At 67.7% G+C, this 22,998-nt stretch carries 24 protein-coding genes; 13 read left to right on the top strand and 11 right to left on the bottom strand.

Annotation, left to right across the window (positions count from 1 at the left end; genetic code table 11):
- Positions 1–10 precede the first annotated feature (10 nt).
- From VFY73_RS19320 to VFY73_RS19335, 4 genes are all read left to right on the top strand, one after another.
- A complete protein-coding gene (locus VFY73_RS19320; RefSeq protein WP_329721797.1) occupies positions 11–475 on the top strand; it encodes a type II secretion system protein in 465 nt (154 codons plus the stop codon).
- Positions 472–1,338, top strand: coding sequence for a type II secretion system protein (locus tag VFY73_RS19325; RefSeq protein WP_329721799.1), 867 nt, complete (start codon positions 472–474; stop codon positions 1,336–1,338). Before VFY73_RS19320 ends, VFY73_RS19325 begins: the two co-directional genes overlap by 4 nt.
- Complete coding sequence (locus VFY73_RS19330) at positions 1,335–1,799, top strand: MSHA biogenesis protein MshP (protein WP_329721801.1); 465 nt, start codon at positions 1,335–1,337, stop codon at positions 1,797–1,799. The genes VFY73_RS19325 and VFY73_RS19330 overlap by 4 nt, the downstream gene beginning before the upstream one ends.
- Before the next feature lie 78 nt (positions 1,800–1,877).
- Complete coding sequence (locus VFY73_RS19335) at positions 1,878–2,087, top strand: hypothetical protein (RefSeq protein WP_329721803.1); 210 nt, start codon at positions 1,878–1,880, stop codon at positions 2,085–2,087.
- Here the strand turns inward: VFY73_RS19335 and VFY73_RS19340 are convergent.
- Together VFY73_RS19340 and VFY73_RS19345 are read right to left on the bottom strand one after the other, a co-directional pair.
- Positions 2,078–2,425, bottom strand: a complete 348-nt coding sequence (locus VFY73_RS19340; protein ID WP_329721805.1) for a four-helix bundle copper-binding protein — start codon at positions 2,423–2,425, stop codon at positions 2,078–2,080. The two genes, VFY73_RS19335 and VFY73_RS19340, sit on opposite strands and share 10 nt — an antisense overlap.
- Positions 2,426–2,501: 76 nt before the next feature.
- Positions 2,502–2,942, bottom strand: coding sequence for a MerR family transcriptional regulator (locus VFY73_RS19345; protein ID WP_329721807.1), 441 nt, complete (start codon positions 2,940–2,942; stop codon positions 2,502–2,504).
- 80 nt (positions 2,943–3,022) lie between these two features.
- On the opposite strand from VFY73_RS19345, the gene VFY73_RS19350 reads away from it, so the two are divergent.
- The 4 genes from VFY73_RS19350 (at position 3,023) to VFY73_RS19365 (ending at position 7,689) form a co-directional block, all read left to right on the top strand.
- Positions 3,023–3,922 (top strand): MBL fold metallo-hydrolase, encoded by a 900-nt coding sequence (locus VFY73_RS19350; RefSeq protein ID WP_329721809.1) that lies wholly within the window; start codon positions 3,023–3,025, stop codon positions 3,920–3,922.
- A gap of 60 nt (positions 3,923–3,982) precedes the next feature.
- On the top strand, positions 3,983–5,584 hold the full coding sequence (locus tag VFY73_RS19355; protein WP_329721811.1) for a GGDEF domain-containing protein: 1,602 nt from the start codon (positions 3,983–3,985) through the stop codon (positions 5,582–5,584).
- A 45-nt stretch (positions 5,585–5,629) separates the two neighbouring features.
- Positions 5,630–6,703, top strand: coding sequence for a flavodoxin family protein (locus tag VFY73_RS19360; protein ID WP_329721813.1), 1,074 nt, complete (start codon positions 5,630–5,632; stop codon positions 6,701–6,703).
- Between the two features lie 149 nt (positions 6,704–6,852).
- The gene (locus VFY73_RS19365; RefSeq protein WP_329721815.1) at positions 6,853–7,689 is read left to right on the top strand and encodes a glycoside hydrolase family 16 protein; all 837 of its coding nucleotides are present in this window, start codon (positions 6,853–6,855) and stop codon (positions 7,687–7,689) included.
- Positions 7,690–7,706: 17 nt separating this feature from the next.
- Here the strand turns inward: VFY73_RS19365 and VFY73_RS19370 are convergent, their stop codons facing one another.
- Both VFY73_RS19370 and VFY73_RS19375 read right to left on the bottom strand, forming a co-directional pair.
- Entirely contained in the window at positions 7,707–8,753 is a 1,047-nt protein-coding gene (locus tag VFY73_RS19370; protein WP_329721817.1) for a phosphatidylinositol-specific phospholipase C, read from the bottom strand.
- 153 nt (positions 8,754–8,906) lie between these two features.
- Positions 8,907–9,245, bottom strand: coding sequence for a nuclear transport factor 2 family protein (locus tag VFY73_RS19375; protein ID WP_329721819.1), 339 nt, complete (start codon positions 9,243–9,245; stop codon positions 8,907–8,909).
- A 356-nt stretch (positions 9,246–9,601) separates the two neighbouring features.
- Between VFY73_RS19375 and VFY73_RS19380 the strand changes: the two genes are divergently transcribed.
- Positions 9,602–9,793, top strand: a complete 192-nt coding sequence (locus VFY73_RS19380; protein ID WP_329721821.1) for a hypothetical protein — start codon at positions 9,602–9,604, stop codon at positions 9,791–9,793.
- A gap of 40 nt (positions 9,794–9,833) precedes the next feature.
- On the opposite strand, the gene VFY73_RS19385 is transcribed toward VFY73_RS19380, so the two are convergent.
- Positions 9,834–11,945 carry a phosphocholine-specific phospholipase C gene (locus VFY73_RS19385; RefSeq protein ID WP_329721823.1) on the bottom strand — a complete coding sequence of 704 codons (2,112 nt, stop codon included), beginning with the start codon at positions 11,943–11,945 and terminating at the stop codon, positions 9,834–9,836.
- A gap of 155 nt (positions 11,946–12,100) precedes the next feature.
- On the opposite strand from VFY73_RS19385, the gene VFY73_RS19390 reads away from it, so the two are divergent.
- Together VFY73_RS19390 and VFY73_RS19395 are read left to right on the top strand one after the other, a co-directional pair.
- Positions 12,101–13,135: a ligase-associated DNA damage response exonuclease gene (locus VFY73_RS19390; RefSeq protein WP_329721825.1), complete on the top strand. Its 1,035-nt coding sequence runs from the start codon at positions 12,101–12,103 to the stop codon at positions 13,133–13,135.
- A complete protein-coding gene (locus VFY73_RS19395) occupies positions 13,132–14,871 on the top strand; it encodes an ATP-dependent DNA ligase (protein ID WP_329721827.1) in 1,740 nt (579 codons plus the stop codon). Before VFY73_RS19390 ends, VFY73_RS19395 begins: the two co-directional genes overlap by 4 nt.
- Here VFY73_RS19395 and VFY73_RS19400 read toward each other — a convergent pair.
- Positions 14,855–16,009, bottom strand: a complete 1,155-nt coding sequence (locus VFY73_RS19400; protein ID WP_329721829.1) for a VCBS repeat-containing protein — start codon at positions 16,007–16,009, stop codon at positions 14,855–14,857. The two genes, VFY73_RS19395 and VFY73_RS19400, sit on opposite strands and share 17 nt — an antisense overlap.
- A gap of 301 nt (positions 16,010–16,310) precedes the next feature.
- On the opposite strand from VFY73_RS19400, the gene VFY73_RS19405 reads away from it, so the two are divergent.
- On the top strand, positions 16,311–17,072 hold the full coding sequence (locus tag VFY73_RS19405; protein ID WP_329721831.1) for a hypothetical protein: 762 nt from the start codon (positions 16,311–16,313) through the stop codon (positions 17,070–17,072).
- A 177-nt stretch (positions 17,073–17,249) separates the two neighbouring features.
- On the opposite strand, the gene VFY73_RS19410 is transcribed toward VFY73_RS19405, so the two are convergent.
- The 5 genes from VFY73_RS19410 to VFY73_RS19430 form a co-directional block, all read right to left on the bottom strand.
- Complete coding sequence (locus VFY73_RS19410) at positions 17,250–17,765, bottom strand: L,D-transpeptidase (protein ID WP_329721833.1); 516 nt, start codon at positions 17,763–17,765, stop codon at positions 17,250–17,252.
- 290 nt (positions 17,766–18,055) lie between these two features.
- Positions 18,056–18,889 carry a hypothetical protein gene (locus tag VFY73_RS19415; protein ID WP_329721835.1) on the bottom strand — a complete coding sequence of 278 codons (834 nt, stop codon included), beginning with the start codon at positions 18,887–18,889 and terminating at the stop codon, positions 18,056–18,058.
- Between the two features lie 101 nt (positions 18,890–18,990).
- On the bottom strand, positions 18,991–19,536 hold the full coding sequence (locus tag VFY73_RS19420; protein WP_329721838.1) for a hypothetical protein: 546 nt from the start codon (positions 19,534–19,536) through the stop codon (positions 18,991–18,993).
- Positions 19,537–19,711: 175 nt separating this feature from the next.
- The gene (locus VFY73_RS19425; RefSeq protein WP_329721840.1) at positions 19,712–20,266 is read right to left on the bottom strand and encodes an NAD(P)H-dependent oxidoreductase; all 555 of its coding nucleotides are present in this window, start codon (positions 20,264–20,266) and stop codon (positions 19,712–19,714) included.
- Complete coding sequence (locus VFY73_RS19430) at positions 20,263–22,227, bottom strand: thiamine pyrophosphate-requiring protein (protein WP_329721842.1); 1,965 nt, start codon at positions 22,225–22,227, stop codon at positions 20,263–20,265. Before VFY73_RS19430 ends, VFY73_RS19425 begins: the two co-directional genes overlap by 4 nt.
- A gap of 187 nt (positions 22,228–22,414) precedes the next feature.
- Between VFY73_RS19430 and VFY73_RS19435 the strand changes: the two genes are divergently transcribed.
- Positions 22,415–22,870: a PA2169 family four-helix-bundle protein gene (locus VFY73_RS19435; RefSeq protein ID WP_329721844.1), complete on the top strand. Its 456-nt coding sequence runs from the start codon at positions 22,415–22,417 to the stop codon at positions 22,868–22,870.
- Positions 22,871–22,998: the final 128 nt, after the last annotated feature.

Below are 22,998 nucleotides of genomic sequence, written 5' to 3' on the forward strand. Positions count from 1 at the left end.
CCGACGTGCCATGACCCGCCGATCGCAGGCCGGCTTCACCCTCGTCGAGATGATCATCGCGATCGTCATCCTCGGCGTCGGCCTGGCCGGGGTGGCGGTGGCGTTCTCGGTCGCGATCGGCCGCAGTGCCGACCCGGTGATCAACCAGCAGTTGCTGGCGATCGCCGAAGAGATGATCGAAGAGGTTCAGCTCAAGCCCTATGCCAGCGCCGCCAACAGCCCGCCGGCAGGCTGCGCACGCGACACCTACAACGATGTGTCCGACTACAACGGCTATGCCACCAGCGGGCAGATCTGCACCGTCGACGGCGTCGCGGTCAGCGTGTTGGCGGGCTACTCGGTCTCGGTCGGTGTGGCCACCGCCAGCCTGTCCGGTGTCGCCGCCGCCAAGCGCATCACCGTCACCGCCACGCGCGGCTCGCAAAGCCTGACGCTGGTCGGCTGGCGCACCGACTTTGCATGGGAGCCGCCATGACGCCGCGCCGACACGCGCAACGCGGCTTCACGCTGATCGAGCTGATCATGGTGATCGTGATCGGCGCGGTGCTGGCGGCGACGCTGGCCGTCTTCCTGCGCCCGGCGTTCGACAGCTGGATCGCGCTGCGCACGCGCGCCGAGTTGTCGCACCAGGCGACGAACGCCTTGCGCCGCATGCGCGACGACGTGCGCGCCGCGGTGCCCAACTCGATCCGCAGCCCCGGCTCGCAATGCATCGAGCTGGTGCCGACGCTGACCGGCGCCAGGCTGCGGCGCGACGTCGACTCACAGATCGTCGGCGCGATGCCGCTGGACACCAGCACCGCGACGGCGCAGTTCGACGTGATGACCGCGTTCTCGACCACGCCCGCCGTCGGCGACTTCGTCGTGATCGACAACCAGAACCCGGGTGATGTGTACAGCGGCAGCAACCGTGCCGTGATCACGGCCGTGCCGTCTGCACCACCGAACCCTGCGTTCGGCCGATACCGCGTGAGCGTTGCCTCGACCCAGTTCCCAGCTGGCTACCAGGGCAATCGAATGGTGGTCGTGCCGAACAGCCAGCAGGCGGTGTTCTACGTGTGTGAAGGCGCCGACGGCACGCTCGATGCATCGGGCAATGGCAAGGGCGTGTTGGCGCGCTTGTCGCGTTATGGCTTCAACAGCGGCTACCCTGGTAGCTGCCCCAGCGCCGCCAGCGGCGAGGTGCTGGCGACGTCAGTCAAGTCTTGCCGCTTCATCTACGACCCGGCCCAGGGTGCCACGCAGCAAAGCGGCTTCGTCTCGATGCAGATCGAGATCACCCGAAACGCCGAGAGCGCCGGCCTCGTCGTCGGCGCCCATGTGGCGAACGTGCCATGAAGCGCCACACCCGATCTTCATGGCGCCGCCAGCGCGGCCTCGGCGCGGTGGCCGCCATCGTGGTGCTGGTGCTGCTTGCCGCGCTGTCGGCGGCGGTCGTGCGTATGACCACCGCGCAACAAATGGGCAGTGCGCAAGAGGTGAGCGCCGCCCGCGCCTCGCAGGCGGCGCGGGCCGGCATCGAATGGGGGCTGTACCAGGCCTTCCGAGGCAGCTGGACGGCCTGTGCCGGCAACACCCAGACGCTGGACCTCAGCGCCGACCTCGGCATGCGGGTCACCGTGACCTGCAATTCGTCGCTCTACAACGAAGGCGAGTCAGCCCCCGGCACGCCGCAGACGGTGCGCGTCTTCACGCTCGACGCCGTGGCCTGCAACAGCACCAGCAGTTGCCCCGACGCGGCCCGCGTCACCGGCCCGACCTACGTCGAGCGGCGGATGCAGATCCACGCCAGCAGCTGATCGGGCTCGCAGGGCAAAGGGCGGGCAAGCGGCGGGATCGCTACTTGCCCCCGGTCAGCGCCCAGCGCAAGGAACCCCGTGAACGCCCGACATGACGCCCTGCTCGCCCTGGCTTCCAGCGTGCCCTGGCCGGTGAGGGCGCTGCACAACGTTCCGCCCGGCCCTGCGCCAGCGCCGACGCCGGCCCCCGCCGACGAGCCAGCGATCAAGGACCCACCGGCGCCGGATCAGTTGCCGCCGGTGCGCGACCCGCCCCCCTCGCACGCGGCCGACGCACGTCAGGTGTGACGCTCGGACGCGTGCTTGGCGCAGGCCTCGGCGCAACGCTCGCAGGCCTGGCGGCAGCGCACGCAATGGTCGGTCTTGTGCTTGGCGCATTCGGCCGCGCAGGCCCGGCACAGGTGCTGGCACAAGGCGCAGAAATCACCGTGATGGATCGACCGCCGGGCCAGCGCCTTCAGCGTGGCGTCGCAAGCGTCGGCGCAATCGAGGTTGATCAGCGCGCACTGCGCCATGTGCGGGTTGACGTCGCGCAGGTCCGAGGCGGCGCAGTCCAGGCAGGCGCGCAGCGCGTCCTGGCAAGCGGTGATGCAGGCGCTGAGGTCGTCTTGGGCTTGTTGAACCATGGTGGTCCCCTGTGGGTGGTGGATGGGCTTCGCGCGGCAAGCGCGATGCCCAGGGCCTGCCGTGGCGCAGCGCAGATCACGCCGTGCGCCTGCGGGGCCCCGCCACACGCCGGGCCGGCGCTCGTTGCATCGCCTCGCTGGTCGCCTGCTGCACGGTGACCTGGGTCTGCTGTTCACAGCGCAGCGAAGACAGCGTGGCCTGCACTTCCTTGCGCAGCGTCCGCAGTTGCTTGATGTGGCCGTCGATCTCGGCCAGCTTCTTGTTCAAGTGCGTTTCGATCTCGGCGCGTTGCACCTGGCCGGCGTTCAGCCGCGGCAGGATCCAGCGGATCTCGGCCAGCGAAAAGCCCAGCGCCTGCGCGCTGCGAACGAAGCGCACCCGCGCCGCGTCGGCTTCGTTGTAGACGCGGTAGCCGTTGGCGGCGCGGCACGGCGGCGCCAGCAGCTTCTCGCGCTCGTAGTAGCGCAGCGTGTCGGCCGACACACCGGTCAGTTGGGCCAGGGCACCGATGTTCATGGGCGTGTCCGTCAGGGCTTGACCTTGGAGCTTACTCCAGGCTTTAGCCTTCGGTCCTCGCCACAAAAAATCCACCCACCATGCTGAAGAACACGCTTGCCGCACTCGCCTTCTGGTCCGCCACGGCCATCGCATCGGCAGCCGGCGGCGACACGCCGGCCGCACCGTCGACCGTGCGCTTCGCGATCGTCAAGACCGCCTCGCTGCAGACCCACGAGTGGCTGCTGTTTGCCGGCGGCCGCTTCGAGCCGGCCGAAACCGCGTTCTCGGCCTTCCTGGTCCGGCATGGCGATGATCTGTTCCTGCTCGACAGCGGCCTGGGCAGCCAGGTCGACAGCCAGTACCGCGCCGACATGCCGGGCTGGAACAGGCCCTTCTTCCGCTACGACCAACCGGTTCGGCCGGCGAAAGACCAGTTGGCCGAGGCCGGCCTCGGGCCGATCAGGCGCATCGTCGTCAGCCATTCGCACTGGGACCACCTGAGCGGCCTCGGCGACTTCCCGCAAGCCGAAGTCTGGCTCGCCCCGGCCGAGCACGAGCTGGTCAAGAAGCCGAGCCAGGCGGTGGGCGGTGTCTGGCCCTCGCAAGTGGCCGGCATCACGGCCTGGAAGGACATCGAGTTCGACGGGCCTGCATTCGAAGGTTTTGCGGCAAGCCAGGACATGTACGGCGATGGCCGTGCGGTGCTGGTCCCGATGCCCGGTCACACGCCGGGATCGATCGGCCTGTTCCTGACGGTCGACTCGGGGCAACGCTATTTCTTCGTCGGCGACGTGGTCTGGAACGCCGGTGCCTTGAAGGAAGGTGCGCCGAAGAACTGGGCCGCCCGCTGGCTCGTCGACCACGACGTCGAGCAGACCCAGGCCGCGATCGGCTTGATCCGTGCCGCGATGGCACGCGACCCGAAGCTGATCGTCATCCCCGCGCACGACGCGAAAGTACAGGCCAGCCTCGGACATTTCCCGACTTGGGTGCAATAGTCGCCACAAACGCGGCCGCCGCCGATCAATTCGGCACAGTACTTGCCGTAACTGGGGGCTATGACCTCTGAAGCCGGGCCGTTGCAGGCCGCACGCGCCGCCGTCGATGCCGGCAACATGCACCAGGCCTCGCTGCTGGCGGATGCTGCATGGCGCGCCGTCTCGCAGGCCGACGACCGCGGCCGGGCAGAGGCCGGCTACCTGCTGACGATGGCGCGGTTCCGGCTCGGTCGCTGGCCGGCGGTGCTCGACATTGGCGAGAGCGCCGCCGCGCTGCTGAACCGCACTGGCGAGATCTCCCGCCACGTCGAAGTGCTGCGCTGGGTGACGATCGCCGCCAGCGAACTGGGCCGCTTCGACCTGGCGCTGTCGAGTGCGAATGAATCGTGCCGCGTGGCCGAAGCTGCCGGCGATCGCGGGCCGCTCGCGCTGTCGCTGATGGCGCTGGGCATTTGCATCGAACGCATGGGCGACCCGTGGCAGGCGCACCGGCTGGTCGAAGAAGCGCGCCTGCTGCTCCAAGGCGAGAACAACCCCTACGCGCAGAGCATGGTGCTGAACAACCTGTGCGCGTCCTACATCGGCGCCTTCTACCTGCTGCGCGACGCAGGATCACAGGGCGAGGTGCGCAGCGTGCTGCGAAAGGCCGAGGCCCATGCGCGCGAAGCGCTGCCACTGGTGGCGCAGATGCCGCACAACCCCGTTCTCTATGCCATCGTCGAAGGCAACCTCGCCGAAGCGCTGGTGCATCTGGGCGAGCGCGACGAGGCCGAGCAACTGCTCGACCAGGCGCTGCGCCGGGTCACGGAACAAGGCAACACCGCCCACAGCTGGCGCATCCGCTTTTCCCGCGGCGAGCTGCTTCTGGCTCGCGGCGATGCGGCCGGCGCCAGCCGCGAACTGAACGCGCTGTGGCACGAGCTCGATGGCAGCGAGCAGTCCAACACGCTGACGCGCGTGCACGATGCGCTGTACCGCACCTGGCGTGCGCTGGGCGATCACGCCAACGCCCTCGCGCACCTCGAAGCCTTCGAGATGCTGGAACGCAAGCGCGTCGTCGCTCAGCTGCAGGCGCAGTCGCGGCTGTTCGTCACCCGCGTCGAAGCCGAGCGCTCGCGGCTGGAGGCGCAGGTCGAGCGGCTGCGCGCCGCCGAGTTCGAGTCTGAGGCGCAGCGCGACCAGCTCACCGGCCTGGGCAACCGCCGCCACCTGGATCGCCGCATGCCACCGGTACTGGCCGCGGCGGCCAGCAACAACAGCCCGTTGAGCGTGGCACTGATCGACCTCGACCATTTCAAGCGCATCAACGACCGCTTTGGCCATGGCATCGGCGACCTGGTGCTGTCGCGCATCGCCGATCTGCTGCGTGCCAACACCCGCAGCAGCGATGTGCTGGTCCGCCTGGGTGGCGAAGAGTTCCTGATCATCTTCACCGACACCGCGCTGCCGTTGGCGCAAGAGGTGAGTGAACGCCTGCGCGAGCAGGTGCAGTCGCACGATTGGTCGACCATCGCACCTGAGCTGGCGGTCACGCTGAGCATCGGGCTGACGACGGCACCGCCGTACGACCTGGCGGTGCTGTCCCAATCGGCCGACCAGGCCCTCTACCGCGCCAAGAGCGCCGGCCGAAACCGGGTTCAGGTCAGCACCGAAAAGGTCTGATCGACGGCGCCGGGTGTTCGGGCACCCGGATTGCCGAGCGGCGGCATGACCATCCCGATCCGCAAAGGCCAGGCGCCATCGCCCATCGACCGGCAAGCCTTCGGTGAACGATTTCGCGATGCCTTTGCCGACCCGGCCTTCGAGGCCGAACGCGGGGCGATCGCGCGGCTGGAGGCGATCGCCTGGCAGGCCTTCGACGGGGGCCGCAAGGCACCGCATACGCAGAAGGCCGGTGAAGGCTTCGCCGACCCCGACTACGAGCTGTCGCTCGACTGGCTGGCCACGCGCGCTCGCCTGCAGGCGGCGCAAGCGCGCTGGGCCGATGCGCGAACGACGCCGCGTGCGCTGCTGGTCGTCTGTGCGGCACGCAACGACGGCACGTGCCCGGGCGAGATGTCCAAGACCTACCGCCTGATGCAGTTGGCCCAAGAGGTGCTGAAGGCCGACGGTATCGAGACCGATGTGCTGGACCTGAGCCTGATGACCTCGGACTACCGCCGCCACATCCACCCCTGCAAGGGCTGCGTCTCGACCGCGATGCCGCTGTGCCACTGGCCCTGCAGCTGCTACCCCAACCACGCGCTCGGCCAGACCGGCGACTGGATGGCCGAGATCTATGAGCGCTGGGTGTCGGCGCACGGCGTGCTGCTGTTGACCCCCGTCTACTGGTACCAGGTGACCAGCCCGTTGAAGCTGATGATGGACCGGCTGGTCTGCGCCGATGGCGGCAACCCCGACCCGACCTCGACGCACGGCAAGAAAGCCGACGAGGCCAAGGCCCTCGAGCTGACGGGCTGGCCGTACCCTCAGCACCTGGCCGGCCGCTGCTATGGCGTCGTCGTGCATGGCGACGTCGCGGGCATCGAAGGCGTGCGCCGTTCGCTGTCGGATTGGCTCGACTGGATGGGTCTGATCGACGCCGGCCCGCAAAGCCGGCTCGACCGCATGATCGGCTACTACGAGCCCTACGCGACGAGCCACGAGGCGCTGGACCGCGACGAGGCGATGCAGGACGAGGTGCGCAACGTGGCGCGCGCCTTGGCGCATGCGATCGGCGATCTGCGCGCCGGTCGGCTCAGCCAGCCGGACCGCGGCCTCGAGCGGCCGCGTCCCAAGTGACGTGGCGACACACTTGATCACTCCGGTGCAGCAGCTTTCTTCAAGCCCGGCGCCAACGGCGGCTTCAGAATCGGTGATCGGGGGCATTCCCGCCTGCGCGGCAGTCGCTGCCGATACGCGAACCCACACTGATGCCGGAGGAGACGCCGTTGACATCCACGAAGCTGGCCCCCTTCGCCCTGATCGCGAGCATGCTGTTGCTCGCCGGCCATGGCGCCCGAGCCCAAGCCTCCGCCGACAGCCTGGCCGCTGACCCATGCGTCGGCAGCTACCTGCTGTGCGACGACTTCAACGGGCCGAAGATCGACCCCCGGAAGTGGATCATCGGCAACACCAACATCGCGCAGAAGTACCCGGTCCGGCCCGAGAACATCAGCCTCGGTACCTATGACGACAACGGCACCCAGCTCACGGTCGTCGACGCCAAGATCTACGGTGACCTCCACGCCGGCCCGCACCGCCAAGGCGGCCTGTTGATCACGGCCCGGTCCTATGGCGCGGGCCGCTACGAAGTCCGCATGAAGACGCTGCCCGGGCCGCATGGGTGCTCGTGCATCTGGAACTACTACGACAGCCTGAACGAGCCGGATCCGCCCGATCGACGCGTGTACACCGAAATCGATATCGAGATGCCGGCGCACATGAACCGGCCGCCCGACTGGGCCACGTGGCGAAAGACGCTCGGCTTCAACACCTGGAGCCACAGCGACTCGGACGCCGACGCGACCTACATCAACTGGCAGTCCAAGGTCGATCCGTTCGACGGGAAGTTCCACGTCTTCCGCTGGGACTGGAACACCCACAAGGGCGAGCGCCGGATCGACTGGTACGTCGATGGCGTGTTGCAGACCTCCACGGTCAAGCACGTGAGCTCACATAAGGCGCCACTCTGGGTGGGCAACTGGCCCGCCCCATGGCCCGGCATGGACTACGCCTTCGACACGATGCACCTGTACATCGACTGGGTGCGCATCTCAGCGCTCTGAGCCCCGCATCAAGACCTTCAACGGAAGTTCAGCTGGATCACGGACTGGATCAGGTCCGGCCCCGGATAGTCCACCATGACAAGACCCGCATAGCGCAACGAGTACGGCGCCCCCACGAGGTACTTGTACGCCAGGTGGTTGGTGCCGTCGTAGGCGATCGAGCACATGCCCCAGAAGCAGCCGACGCGGGGGAAGTCAGGCCACCAGGATTTGAACAACGGCGTCGTCAAGCCGGTGAGCAACTGCGACGACGAGGTGCTCGCCGTCACCTTGCCGCTCGCGACGAAGTACGGCAGCACGCCGGTGGAGCCGCTGAGGTAGTTCATGTACGGCGTGTGCCATGTGCCCTGGGCCTGGTATGCACGGTCGAGCTGCGCCTTGACCTTCAGCCACTTGTCGTACTGCGCGGTGATGTTGGAAACGACGTAGTCATCCTGGATGTTCAGCGAGCCGTAATCGATGCCGTAGAGCGCTGGCGTGAGGCTGAAATCCTGCAGCACGACGATGCGGCCGCGGATTTCGTCGAGCGATGGGTCGTTCGAGTTCGGCGCCCAGAAGTACGGCGCATAGCGCGGGTCGTGCCAGTAGGCGTCGAAGGTCTCCGGGAAGCTGCGGGTGTTGTCGGCCGGCTCGTGCTCTTCCTTCACCCGCATCACCACGGTCTCGGTCGGATGCTGGCGCAAGAAGGTGGTGACGACACCCAGCACGTCGTCGAAGTTGCGCCCGAGGTAGACGATGCCATGGTGGATCGCGAATGCGTTGCCGATGTGGCGACAGCGGATGTCCAGAACGCGGACGCCGCTTTCGAGCTGCGCCGCGAGGCCCAGCGTCTGCGTCTCGACACCCGGCACGATGCCGGTGTATTCGCCGGTGACGCTGTCGTGCGTACCCGGCAAGCTCAGCTCGTGGAGCCGCCGCCCGCCGGACACGCCGGCCATCCAGTCCGGCCGCGCGACGGCCACGGTCCGCTCATGGGAATACGCGCCATTCGCCTGCGCCAGCGCGGCGTCGGCCATCAGGCCGATCAGACACAGTACGGCGAGCTTCGTTCGAAGGTGCAGCATGGTCTCTCCCCGGATCGGGCCGTGCAGCAGGGGGCTGGCGGCGACCGGATGGGAAGATACCCGTGCGGCTCGATGGACTCACCCAGGTTTTCCTGAATGACTCGGGCGGCTCGGCGGCGTCCAATGTCGGCCGCTTTCGACGGCCGCAACGCCCTACTCCGGCGCGAACATCCAGGCGCTGCGGATCAGCCCGTCGCGCACGACATAGGCCGCCACCGCCTCGACCACCCCATCGCGCAAGCCCGTGATGCGCTCATGGTCGATGACCTTGTCGCCCAGCACGATGCGGTGCACCAGCTCGGCATGCAGCTTCGGCAGGTTGAAGCGCGAGTCGCGGTAGAAATCACCCAGCTGCTGTCGGCCTGTCAAGGCCGGGGTGGTGGCCGGCACGCGGTACAGCTCGGCATCTTCGGCGTAGGTGGCCACAAACGCCTGAAGGTCATGGCGGTTGTAGGCGTCGAGCTGGCGCTGGACGATGTCTTCTGGGTTCATGGAGTGAATGCCATCGGCGTAACGGGTTAGAGGGCAACGCTGAACAAGTCCCACGCGGGCCGCGCATCCCCGCTTTGGGCGGTCTGCTGCGTTGCAAATCCTCGCCATAGCACGAGCTATGGCTGTGGTTTGCGCCTTGCAGCCCATCCCAAACCAGGGCACGCAGCCTCGCGTGGGCTTATTCAGCGTCGCCTAGGGAGCCTGGCGTTTTGCTTCGAGAAACCTGCCAAGCGCCCCGCTTTTCCTGGGCTTGCGACAGCCGTGGGCCCAGTCTAATGGCGTCCAACGGCCAAGGCAGCAGGCTCGACCAGGATCGCAGCAGCCCACAGGCCGGATGAACCACGGGAGCTCACACGATGTCATCACACCTGAACGCGATTCACTTCAAGCCGGAATTCCAACCCAGTTTCAAACGCGACTCGCTGCCGCAGATCCTGGGCCCGAGGGACCAGCGCGACTGGATCCTGTCGTCGCTCGATCTGCGCGAAGGCTGCCATGTGCGCGAAGTGCTCGAGACGCTGCCTGCCGAGCTGCTCGACCTGATGTGAGCGGCCGCCGCGGCGCCACGCCGCGGCCTTCGCATCCGGATCAGACCCTGCGCTTCAAGCTGCCCAGCGCCGGGTCGCTGGAGCTGGGCAGGCCGTTCTCGATGTGGCCGGCGAGTTGCACCTCGAAGCCGGCGTCGCCGTCGACGCTCAGCACAATGTCGTACCAACCGAAGGTCGGCACCAGGTCCCACTGCAACATGCCGCGCTGGTCTGCCGCCAGCTCGATCGACTGGCTCTGGCCGCTGTAGCGGTCCAGCGCACGCACCACCGCCTTGCGGTTGGCCTGGTTGTGCAGGTCGAGCTTGAGCACCTGGCTCTTCGCCGCATAGACGTCGCGCACGTCGAGACGAGCCTTCTGGTCGCCGCTGACGCTGCCCTTGTAGCCGCGCAGGAAGCCGTTCGGCCCGCGCACGGTCAGGTCATAGGTGTTGGCCCCTTGCGCTTTCACCGCCCAGTTGCCGAACAGCTTCTTGCCCGGCTCGACGGTGTAGCTGCGCGGCAGGTCGCTCGCGCGGCCCGAATGCACCTGGAACACCGCGGTCGCACTGCCCACGTTGCCGAATCGCAGCCGATAGCTGCCGTCCGACTCCACCACATGGCCGCGTGCATGCAATGCATACGGCAACGCCCGCGCGCGGCGCAGCCCGGGTTCCTGCTGCGGCAGCTTGTCGTCGGTTGGCGGCTTCAGTTCGTAGTCTTCGTGCCGGTCCAGGTCGGGCGGGAAGTACGCGTCGGTGCTCGGCAGCGGCACCACGCCGGTGTCGGGGTTCGCGAAGTCGAAGGCCGACGTCAGGTCTCCGGCCACCGCGCGGCGCCACGGCGTGATGTTGGCCTCGGTCAGGTCGGGCTTGCCCTGGCCGAAACGGGCTTCGAGGAAGCGGATCACCGAGGTGTGGTCGAACACCTGCGAGTTGACCCAGCCACCCTTGCTCCACGGCGACACCACGATCATTGGCACACGCATGCCCAGGCCGTACGGCGCGGATGAGTAGCCCGAGTCGCCCGGGAAGATCTCGTTGATCGTCGACACGGTGGAGGCACCTTGGGCCGCGGTCTGCGGCGGCACCGGCGGCGGCATGTGGTCGAAGAAGCCACCTTCCTCGTCGTAGTTGACCAGCAGCACCGTCTTGCTCCAGACCGCCGGGTTGGCGGTCAGCGCATCCAGCACCTGCGAGATGTACCAGGCGCCGTAGTCGGCCGGGAAGTTCGGGTGCTCGGTGTAGGCCTCGGGCGCGGTGATCCAGCTGACCTGCGGCAGCCTGCCCTGGGCCACGTCCTGCTTGAAGATGTCCATCAGGCGGTTCGGGTCGCGGCCGAGGTTCTTGATGCGGGTGCCGGTCTTGGCGCGATCGGCCAGCGGGTTGCCGGGCTTGGCGTTCTGGTACTGGTGGAAGTACAGCAGCGAGTTGTCGCCGTAGTTGCCGATGTACGGATCGCCCGTCCAGCCCCACGAGTGGGCGGCATCCAGGCCCTCGCCTTCGTCCTGGTAGACCTTCCACGACACGCCGTTGCGCTGCAGCCGCTCGGGGTAGGTGCTCCAGTCGTAGCCGGCTTCGGCGTTGGTGATGACCGGGCCGCCGCCCTTGCCGTCGTTGCCGACCCAGCCGCTCCACAGGTGGTAGCGGTTGGGGTCGGTCGGGCCCATCAGCGAGCAGTGGTACGCGTCGCAGACGGTGAAGGCATCGGCCAGCGCGAAGTGGTAGGGGATGTCGTCGCGCACGTGGTAGGTCATCGCGCTCAGGCCCTTGTAGCGCACCCACTGGTCGTGTCGGCCCTTGTTCCAGGCGCCATGGCCGTCATTCCAGCCGTGCGGCGGATCCGGCAGGAAGGTCAGGCCGAGGTTTTCCACCGGCGGACGGAAGGGCAACAACTCGTCGTTGCCGCTCGGCTGGTGCCACACGCTCTTGCCCGACGGCAGCTTGATCACCCGCGGGTCGTTGAAGCCGCGCACGCCGCGCAGCGTGCCGAAGTAGTGGTCGAACGAACGGTTCTCCTGCGTCAGGATCACGACATGCTCCACGTCGTTGATCGTGCCGGTGCGGCGGTTCGCCGGGATGGCCAGTGCACGGGCGATGCTGGGCGGCAACGCGCCGGCGGCGGCAGCGCCGGCGCCCATCATTTGCAGGAACGAACGGCGGGAAGCTTCTGTCATGCGGTGACTCCTCGTGGGTGGTGAAGCATCGGCCTCGGGTGGGTAGGAGGGGGCCGATTGAGGGCGCATACGCTAGGGCGAATCCTTGACAGCACGGTGTCAGCCGGTAAGCCCTTCGGCGACCAAAGCTCATCGCTTGCGATAGTCTCCGATCGATGGATCTGATCGTCCAGCGGCCCGAGGGCCTGTACTGCCCACCCGGCGACTTCTACATCGACCCCTGGCGCCCGGTGGCCCGCGCGGTCATCACCCACGCGCATGGTGACCACGCGCGCTTCGGTCATGGCCACTACCTGGCCGCCGCCAAGTCCGAAGGCGTGCTGCGTTCACGCCTGGGCGAGATCGATCTGCAGACCCTGGGCTACGGCGAAGTGATTGAGCACCATGGCGTGCGGCTGAGCCTGCACCCGGCCGGCCACGTGCTGGGCTCGGCACAGGTGCGTGTCGAACACCGTGGTCAGGTCTGGGTTGCCTCGGGCGACTACTTCGTTTCGGGTGCGGACGACAACAACAGCACCTGCGAGCCGTTCGAGCCGGTGCGCTGCCACTGCTTCATCACCGAATCGACCTTCGGCCTGCCGATCTACCGCTGGCAGACACAACGGGCGGTGTTCGACGACATCAATCAGTGGTGGCGCACCAACGCCGAGGCCGGGCGCGCGAGCCTGCTGATGGGCTACAGCTTCGGCAAGGCGCAGCGCATCCTCGCCGGTGTCGACCCGGCCATAGGACCGATCGTCGTGCACGGCGCGGTCGAGCCGTTGAACGAGGCCTACCGCGCAGCCGGGGTGAGCCTGCCGCCGACACACCATGCAACCGAAGTCGACAAGACCGCGCTGTCGCGCGCCCTGGTCGTCGCGCCGCCATCGGTGCAAGGCTCGGCCTGGACCAAACGCTTCGGCGACTACAGCGACGCGTTCGCCAGCGGCTGGATGCAGTTGCGCGGCGCGCGCCGCCGCCGCGCTGTCGACCGCGGGTTCGTGCTCAGCGACCACGCCGATTGGCCCGGGTTGCAACGCGCCATTGCGGCCACCGGCGCCGAACGCGTGATCGTGACCCACGGCTACGAGGCGATCATGGTGCGCTGGCTCGAAGAGCAGGGGCTGCGGGCCGGTGCGTTCCAGACCGAGTACGACGATGAGCGGGCACACGCTGAAAAGCCCACCGGCGACGTCCAGAGCAACGAATGAAGCGCTTCTCCCAACTGTTCGAAGAGCTCGATGCCAGCACCGCCACCAACGCCAAGGTCGACGCGCTGAAGCGCTACTTCGCGCAGGCCTGCGAGGCCGACGCCGCGTGGGCGGTGTACTTCCTGTCGGGCGGCAAGCCGCGCCAGGTCGTTCCCACCGGCATGCTGGCCGAGCTGGCGCAGCAGCAGGCGGGCATCGCGCCGTGGCTGTTCGACGAGTGCTACCAGGCGGTCGGCGACCTGGCCGAGACGATTGCCCATGTGCTGCCGACGGCGACCCGGACCAGCGATGTCGGGCTGGCCGAATGGATCGAGCGCCGGCTGCTGCCGCTGCGCGGGGCGACGCCCGAGCAACAGGCCGAGCGCATCGCCGGCTATTGGGCCGAGTTGGACACGACGGGTCGCTTCCTGCTGACCAAGCTGATCGGCGGCGGTTTTCGCGTCGGCGTCAGCAAGTTGCTGGTGCAACGTGCATTGGCCGCCCACGCCGGGGTGGATGCCAAGCTCGTGGCGCAACGCATGATGGGCTACACCGACAAGTCGGCGCGGCCCGATGCCAGCGCCTACCGCGCCCTGTTGTCGAACGAGGCCACCCAGGCCCCGGCCGACTCAGGCCAGCCCTACCCTTTCTTCCTGGCCCACGCGCTCGAAGGCGAGCTGCACGAATTCGACACCCGCCTCGGCCAGCCGGACGATTGGCTGGTCGAGTGGAAGTACGACGGCATCCGCGCGCAGGTCGTGCGCCGCGCCGGGCAGATCTGGATCTGGTCGCGCGGCGAAGAGCTGGTCACCGAGCGTTTCCCCGAGATCGTCACGTTGGCCGGCCAGTGGCCCGACGGCACGGTCGTCGACGGCGAGATCCTGGTCTGGAAGCACCACCAACCGGCGCCGTTCAACCTGCTGCAGCAACGCATCGGCCGCAAGACGCTGACCAAGAAGATCCTGGCCGAGGCGCCGGTCAGCCTGATGGCCTACGACATCATCGAATGGGACGGCGAAGACCAACGCGACCGGCCGCAGCGCGAACGCCGCGCGCTGCTCGAAGCGCTGGCCGCACAGGTCAAGGGCCAGGCGCTGATGGTCTCGCCGGTCGAGCGGCGCGCCAGTTGGGCCGAGCTGGCGACGCTGCGCGAGCAGTCGCGCGAACGCGGTGTCGAAGGCTTCATGCTCAAGCACGGCGATGCGCGTTACGGCAGCGGCCGTACCAAGTCGGAAGGCACGTGGTGGAAGTGGAAGATCGCGCCGCTGTCGGTCGACGCGGTGCTGATCTACGCCCAGGCCGGCCACGGCCGGCGCGCCAGCGTCTACACCGACTACACCTTCGCGGTCTGGAGCCGCATGCCGCACGATGCGGCCGAAGCGCAGGCGGTGGTCGACGCGATGGCGCGGCGCGAGCCCGCGCAGCCCGGTGGGCTGCAGTTGGTGGCCTTCGCCAAGGCCTATTCGGGCCTGACCGACGAGGAGTTCCGCGAAGTCGACCGGGTCATCCGCGCAACCACGCTGGAGAAGTTCGGCCCGGTGCGCAGCGTCAAGCCGACGCTGGTGTTCGAGCTCGGCTTCGAGGGCATCAACCGCAGCACCCGCCACAAGAGCGGCATTGCCGTGCGCTTCCCGCGCATGCTGCGCATCCGCCACGACAAGCCGTTGCACGAGGCCGACACGCTCGCCACGCTGCAGGCGCTGATGAACGTGAGCCTGCCATCCGCGCCCGGCGAGCCGCTCACTTCCCCCAGCTGATCACGTAGTTCGGGCCCTTTTCGTCGATGCCGCCGTTTTCCAGCAACACCTTGCTGCCATCGACCGTGTCGGCCAGGTGGCCGCAGCCGAGGTAGTCCTGCACCAGCTGGGTTCTTTGCCAGCCGTTGCGCGGCTTGGCCTGGTAGACGAGGTCTGCCGCCTTGTCGTGCAGCGTGGTCCGGCACGCGATGTCCTGCAACACGACGTAGACATCGAGCCGCTGGTCGGCATTGAAGTCGCCGATCGTCAACGACGCGCCGATCGCCGGCAGCGTGTCGGTGAACGCGGGCTTCTCGAAGTACGGCGCCTTGCCGCTGTTCAGCCAGATCTGGAACTGGTTGGCGGCGGTGATCAGCACCAGGTCGTCGTGGCCATCGCCGTTCATGTCGCGCAGCCTGGCGACGGTCCATTCGCCCTTGATCGCCGGTGTCAGCAACTCTTCGAAGTCCCCTTCACGGTTGTTGACGTAGAGGTGGCCGGCGCGTTTCTCGTGGCAGACCAGCAGGTCGTCCCAGCCGTCGTGGTTGATGTCACCCTTGGCCAGGCACTGCGCGCCACGGTCGCCGGTGGCCAGCGTGGTCGCTTCGATGAAGTGCTTGCCGCCCTGGTTCAGGAACAGGTGGTTGATGTTGACCTGGCCATCGGCCCGAACGGTCGCCAGGTTGGCCAGGTAGATGTCGGGGTAGCCGTCGTGGTTGAAGTCGAGGAAGATCGGCAGCCGGCCGCGCCCGTACGGGTCTTCGGCGCCGAAATCGGTCGCCTTGGTGAAGATGCCGTCGGCCCCCTGCATCCACAACTCTTTCGGGCCTTGCCCGGTGCCCTTCTCGGCGCCGACTGCACAGTACAGGTCGAGCCGCCCGTCGAGATCGACGTCGGCGGCATCGCAATCGTGCCGGTCGACCCAGTCGAAAATCTGGCTCGAAGGCTGGTAGCCGCCGGGTGTCCAGTACCAGATGCGGTCTTCCGAGTGGTGGCCGCTGACGAAGACATCGTCATGGCCATCGCGGTTGAAGTCGGCCACGACCGAACCCCAGGCCTTGGTGGTTTCGAGCAGTTCGGCTTTGTACTGTGCCTGAGCCGGCAGTGAAAAAAACGCCAGCAATACGCCGCTCGCAACAAGTCTTGCAAGCTGTTCCATTGAAGTAACCTCCCAGAAGGACGACAAAGTCTTTCCCGTACCGGAAAGACCCGGGGGTGGATTGTGGGTGGGGGCGGCAGCGCCCGGGAAATCACGATTCCGAGGCAGCTTGCGCACATTGTGCACGCCGGAAGCGACGGCCCCGGCCCGACCCCGGTTGGACCCCGCGCCCGGCGGCAGGGCCGGAAAGCGCTGGGCGCCCTTGCTCGGCGGTGGTTGGGAACGCGAATTGCCGACAACTCGCATCTCGAGGGTGCGCCTGCGATCGGCACCCGCAACACCCAAACCGAAAGGAAGCCAGATGCATCAGCGTGACCCATGGGGCCGCCCACGCAGCGGCGAGCAGGACGATCTTTGGGGCCACTGGGGCCGCCGCGAGCCCCAGCAGCAAGGCGGTGAGTATGGCAGCCGCGAACAGGGCAGCGCCTCCCGCGACACCTACCGCGACCAGGCGCGCGACCGCGAGTTCGCCTACGGCAGGCGACCCAACGCCGACTGGGGCGGCGACCGCGGCAGCTACGGCGACCAGCAGGGCCAGCCCGACTGGAGTCCCGGCCAGTACGATCGCCAGCAAGGTGGGCAGTACGCGGGTCGCCGCCACGGCCGCAGTGCCGAAGACAGCTATCGCCCAGTTGGTGAACCGTACGAGCGCTATGGCCCGTCCGCGCCTCACGAGGCATCGCGCACGGCCGCCGGCCCTTGGGGCGGGCCGGCGCCGCGCGAGCAGTGGAGCCATCCGTCCGAACAGTGGGGCGGCCACGGTGAACAGGACTTCAACTACCTGCAGCGCGACACGCTGTCGCCCGAACCCGGTTGGGGCGGCCGTCACGACGACCAGTTCGATCCCGATTACCACCAATGGCGCAACGAGCAGATGCGTGCGCTGGACGAGGACTACCGCAGTTGGCGGCAGGACCGCTACAAGAAGTTCTCGACCGAATTCGACCAGTGGCGCGCCGAGCGCAGCCGCACCAGCGCGCCGGCCGGAGATACCGGCAAGGCCAGCGACAGCCCGGGCGATGCGTCGTCGGGCGGTACCGCCGGCGCCGGCACGCGCAAGTAGTTTCTCTCGTGTGAGTCGCCTGACTGTCCCGCGCCCAGGGTGTGGGGTAGCCAGGCAGCCCGCGCGAAGGGCTTGCCGGGGGGCTGGTCCTTTGCGCGGGCGCCTTTTTCCGGCCGCACAATGCAGCGCGGGCCTGTGAAGGCCCGCCGTGGTTCATGTTCTGACCGATGCCGAGCGTCAGAGCTTGCGGTCGACCGTCGCGCTGGCCATCGACTCCTGCAGGTCGGGCAGCACATAGACGACGCCACGCTGGCGGCCCAGCGTGGGTGCGACGACCTGATCGTAGAACGCGCCGCTGACGATCACGCAGCCTTGCGAGATGCGGTTGTCTTCGGGCGTCTGCGAGGCCAGGCGTTCGGCGCGGCGCTCGGCCGGGTGCGCCGGGCGCAGACGGTGGATCGCGAAGGCCGCGTCGTAATCGACCCAGACGATGGCTTCACCCTTGATGTTGTGACCAGGCTCGGAATCGAAGCGCCCGGCCGGGGTGGTGCGTTCGATCGCGGGGATGTAACCGCCGGCCTTCTTGCCGATGTCAGGGGCGCTCTCGTCACCCTTGGCCAGGCCCAGCAGGACGGGCGTGGTGCCGCGCAGCACGCCATCGGCGCCGAAAACGTAGATCTGGGCATTCCTCTTGTCGACGATGGCGACCGGCCGGCCCTGGGCGTCACCATGCTCGAAGGCCCTTTGTGCCATCAAACGCGCATCGGCCGAAGCCCTCTCCTCGAGGAAGTCGACCTTGATGGCGGTTGCCTCGACGCCGGCGCAAGCACCAGCTGCCGAGATCCAACACAGAGCCGCCAGGCATGTCAGACGCATGCCTTTGAATCCCACCACACCCATCGCGCCAGCTTCCCTTGCCCATCAAGAAGGAGCCGGGTGCGAGGACCCGGCTCAAGATGGCTGAAATGCTAAACGCAAGGACGGTAAGCAATCGCGACAACAGACTGCCTTGGTGGGCGTATTTACCGCAATCAGGGGGAGATTTACGTGGCGGAAATGGCCCCGCCGGAAACAAAGTTGCCAGGAGATCTGGTGGAGACGACGTGGTACGGCGTCTGCACCCCCGGGAAGACTTCGGTCAGGGGTTTGAGCTCCGGCAGCACATAGACCACGCCGGGCTGAGCCTGGAAGATCGGCCACAGCACGCCTTCGAAAAAGCTCACCGGCACGTTGATGCAGCCGTAGCTGATGCGGTTGTCACTGGGCGTCGGCGAGGCCAGGCGCTCGAGCCGCCGCTCTTTCGGGTTGGTGACACGCACCCGGTGCATCGACACCGCGGCGTCGTAATCGACCCAGACCACGTCCTCCTGCAGCGTGTTGCGCCCGCGCGCCGCCACGAAGCGCCCGGCGGGGGTGGTGCGTTCCTGCGGCTTGACATCGGCCACGGCCTTCGCGCCGATGCCGGGCGCCGAGTCGTCGCCGGCGGCATAGCCCAGCAGCACCGGGCTGACGCCCGTCAGCTTGCCGCTGGGATCGAAGACATAGACGCGGGCGTTGCGCTTGTCGAGGATGACGAAGTGCTGCACTCCGTTGTCGCCTGAATCGACCACCCACTGGGCGAGGCGGCGCGCATCCTTCGACGCGGTTTCGCCGCTCCAGTCCAGCCGGCGCTGGATGATCACCGGTTCGGGGGGCGCTTTCGGAACAGCGGGCAATGCCGCCGGAGGTGGCGCAAGAACGGCCGAAGGATCGACCAGCTGCGCAGGCCGCTGCTGCGGCAGCAGGTGATGCCGCATCGGTATCACCACCACCAGGATGGCGGCGCCGACCAGCACCCCTTGCTTGAGCCCATTGGTGACATCGCGACTGATCATCATGCGGTGGGTCTCCTCTGACGGCCGAGGGCCCGACGGCATCGAGCAGACTTGCTCGCGCTGTCGGGCCTCGGGTCACCCTGTGTCAAGTAAGAAGCGGCGCGTCAGTTGCGGTCCGGACGCGGAGCGCGTTCGCTGTCGCTGCTCCTGCCCATGTTGTAGATGGGATCGTTGGGCGAGTTGAGGTCGATGTGAGTCTCGCTCGGCGCGGTGTTGGTCGACAGGCTGCTGTTGGTCTGGTTGACGCTGTCAACGGTGTTGGGCGCCGAGGTGCTCGGCGAGGCCGTCGTGGCAGGCGGCGTGCTGGTCGTGTCGGCGGCCCACGGGCTCGTCGCATCAACAGCCGGCGGAGTCGCGGTCGAAGAGGTCGCGGCGCTGTCGGCCGGCGTCATCGACGAATCGGCCGGCATTGCCGTCGTGTCGGCCGGCAACGCCGAACTCGGGCCGGCGGCAGTTGGCGCCGCGGTGTCGTACGGGTTGTTGTCGATGACGCTGTCGCGGGCCCAATGCTTCGGTTCGGAGTTGTTGACCGATCCGTTGATGTTGGCATTCGGGTACGCGCCTTCATCTGAGCTCTGAGCGTACGCAAAACCAAGGGTTGCCACCATCGCTGCGGTGGAAACGGCGGTGATCAGGGACTTCTTGGACATGTGGAACTCCTTGCTGTGTATGCACCCCGCGGGGCGGTGTGAAGCGGAATCGTTCGATGGACCGGATGACTGCCCGGTGGACTGACTCTAGGCTTCGTGCCTGGGCTTGCGGGTCCTCCGCGGGAGCGTCTGCATGTAGGAAAAAACCGCGTCGATGCGCCCTGCCGTGCGGCGCTCAACGCCTTGCGGCGCCGTGCACCTCCACGAAGGCGCGGTAGGCATCGACCCAGCGTTGCAGAAAGGCCCGCGTCTTGTCGTCGCTCACCTCGCCGGCCTGGCTGATCAAGCCCTCGCGGTAGTGCACGAAGGCTTCGGGCTGGTTCAGCGTCGGCACGTCGAGGTAGGCCAGCACGTTGCGCAGGTGCTGCTGGGCCAGGGCCGTCCCGGCGGCGCCGATCGATGTGCCGATGACCCCTGCCGGCTTGCCGGCGAAGGAGTTCTTGCCGTAAGGACGCGAGGCGATATCGATGGCGTTCTTCAGGACGCCGGGGATCGAGCGGTTGTATTCCGGCGTGACGAACAGCAGCGCATCGGCCGCCTCGATCTCCTGCTTCAGCCGCCTGGCCTGTTCCGGCGGCGCGGCGTCATGGTCCTGGTTGTACAGCGGCAGGTCACCGATGGCGACGTATTGGTAGACCCAGTCCTGCGGGCCCATGCGGGTCAGCGCGCGGGCCAGTTGCAGGTTGAAGGATTCGGCGCGCAAGCTGCCGACCAGGATCGCGACTTTCATGCGGGTCCTCCACGCGATGGGAATGAATCAAGGGCGGCGCCCGGGTCTTCTTCACCCGCGGCAGATTCGTCTTCACCAGGCTCGGCTGGCGGGTGGGCCACCGCTGCACCGGTCAGCGGCGCAAGGCGCGGTGTCTCGGCCGACTTTTTGTCGCCAGGGGCGTCCGCCACGTTCGGAAACAGGCTGGCCCACCATTGCCGCGCCGAGGCCAGCACCGTCGCCAGGGCATCGCGGTCGCCCTTCAGCATCGCGGCGCCGTAGGCACGCAGCTGATGAGCCGTCAGATGGGGCGGCGCAGGCGGCACGTTCGGGTCGACCACCATTTCCAGCAGCACCGGCCGGTCTGCGGCCAGCGCGGCGTCCCAGGCCGCGGCCACCCCCTCGGGCGCATCGATGCGCATGCCGATCAGCCCCAGCAGCTGCGCATAGTCGGCATACGGGAACGACGGCACGAACTGCGAAATGCCGGCGCGCGGCTCGCCCTCGGTGGCCCGCTGCTCCCAGGTGACCATGTTGAGGTCGTCGTTGCGCAGCACCATCACCACCAGCCGCGGGTTGGCCCAGCGCCGCCACGAGTGGGCCACGGTGATCAATGCGTTGATGCCATTCATCTGCATCGCGCCATCGCCGACCAATGCGATCACCGGCCGGCCGGGGTGGGCATGCTTGGCCGCCAGCGCGTAGGGCAACGCATTCCCCATGCTGGCCAGCCCCCCGGACAACGACGCCAGCATGCCGCGGCGAATCTTCAGGTCGCGTGCGAACCAGAACGCGGCGCTGCCCGAATCGCAGGTCAGCACGCAGTCGTCGGGCAAGCGCGGCGACAGCTCCCAGAACACCCGCTGCGGGTTGATCGGATGGGCCGGCACCATCGCACGCTGCTCCAGCACCTGCCACCAGCGCGCGACGTTGCGCTCGACGCGCTCGCGCCAACGCCTGTCGGCCTTGCGGTCGAGCAGCGGCAGCAGCGCCCGCAGCACCCGTGCACTGTCGCCGACGAGGTTGACCTCCATCGGGTAGCGCAGCGCCAGCCGGCGGCCATCGATGTCGATCTGAACGCCGCGTGCCTGCCCTTCCTTCGGCAGAAACTCGGCATACGGGAAGTTGCTTCCGACCATCAGCAAGGTGTCGCAGTGGGCCATCAGGTCCCAGCTTGGTTCGGTGCCGAGCAACCCGATGGCACCGGTGACGAACGGCAGGTCGTCTGGCACCACCGCCTTGCCGAGCAAGGCCTTGGCGATGCCGGCGCCCAGCAATTGCGCCACTTCCAGCACCTCGTCGCCCGCCTGCAGCGCGCCGGCCCCGACCAGGATGGCGACCCGTTGACCTTGGTTCAGCACCGTGGCCGCGGCCGCCAGGTCGGCACCACCCGGCACCTCGGCGCGCGCTGTGCGGCCGATGCCGCTGTGCAACGTGCCATGCTCGCGCGGCGGCTCGGGCACGGCCGGCAAAGTCTGGACATCGGTCGGCAGGATGATGCAGGTCACCGTGCGCTGGTCGATCGCGATGCGAAAGGCGCGGTCCACCACGTGGCGCAGTTGCGCCGGGACGGTGACCATCTGGCAGAACTCGGCCGCGACGTCCTTGAACAGCGCGGCCAGATCGACCTCTTGCTGGTACTCGCCGCCGAGTGCCGAGCGGGCCTGCTGCCCGACGATGGCAACCACCGGCTGGTGATCAAGCTTGGCGTCGTACAGGCCATTGAGCAGATGGATCGCGCCAGGGCCCGAAGTGGCCAGGCACACCCCCACCTCGCCGGTGAACTTGGCGTGCGCGCAGGCCATGAAGGCGGCCAGTTCCTCATGCCGGGTCTGCACGAACGCCGGCCCTTCGCCTTCGTTGCGCGCGCGTTCGAGCGCACCGATCACGCCGTTGATGCCGTCGCCGGGGTAGCCGAAAACGCGCACCGCCTTCCACTGGCGCATGCGTTCGACCAGATGGTCAGCGACGGTCTTGGACATGGTGGCAAGCGGGCGTCATCGCGGCGATTCGGCAATCGACGTACCTGACACGAACGAGGCCGCTGCCCGGCCTTGCAGGCATGCAGCCTGCTGCTGGGGCTTTGGACGCCCTTGGCAAGCCGGCCGTGGGCGCCAGACCACCACCCACCCTGTCGCTCATCCTTGAACTGAATTTGGAAAGGCCATCATGGAACACTCGGACCTCATCGACCTGCTGAACCACCTTGTCTCCACCTGCAAAGACGGCGAGTACGGCTTTCGCAGCTGCGCCGAACATGTGAAGGGCGAGAACTTGCGCAGCGTATTCAGTGCCCGCGCCGAAGAATGCCGCCAGGCCGCGACGGAGCTGCAGACACTGATCCAGCAAAACGGCGGCAAGGCCGACGACGGCGGCACCGCGACCGGCGCGGTGCACCGCGGTTGGGTCGCCGTGAAGGGCACGCTGACCGGCTACAGCGATCTGGCGATGCTCGAAGAATGCGAACGCGGCGAAGACGTCGCGTTGGACCGCTACCGCAAGGCGCTCGAAGAGCCGCTTCCGCCGGAATGCCGCCTGGTCGTCGCGCGGCAATTCGAAGGCGTCAAGCGCAACCACCTGCAGGTGCGCACGCTGCGCGATCAAGCCCGCGCAGCGGCGGCTTGAGACCGGCTCAGCACTGAGCCAGTGCCGGCGCGGGCCGCCCCACCTGGCGGCCGCGCCCCGCTGGCGAGGCCGGCTCGGGTTGGGGCACCTCGACCGGCAGGTCCCCCGGCTGGGCCGGCAGTTCCGGC

This window comes from Ideonella sp. (genome assembly GCF_036277275.1).
GTDB lineage: Bacteria > Pseudomonadota > Gammaproteobacteria > Burkholderiales > Burkholderiaceae_C > Ideonella.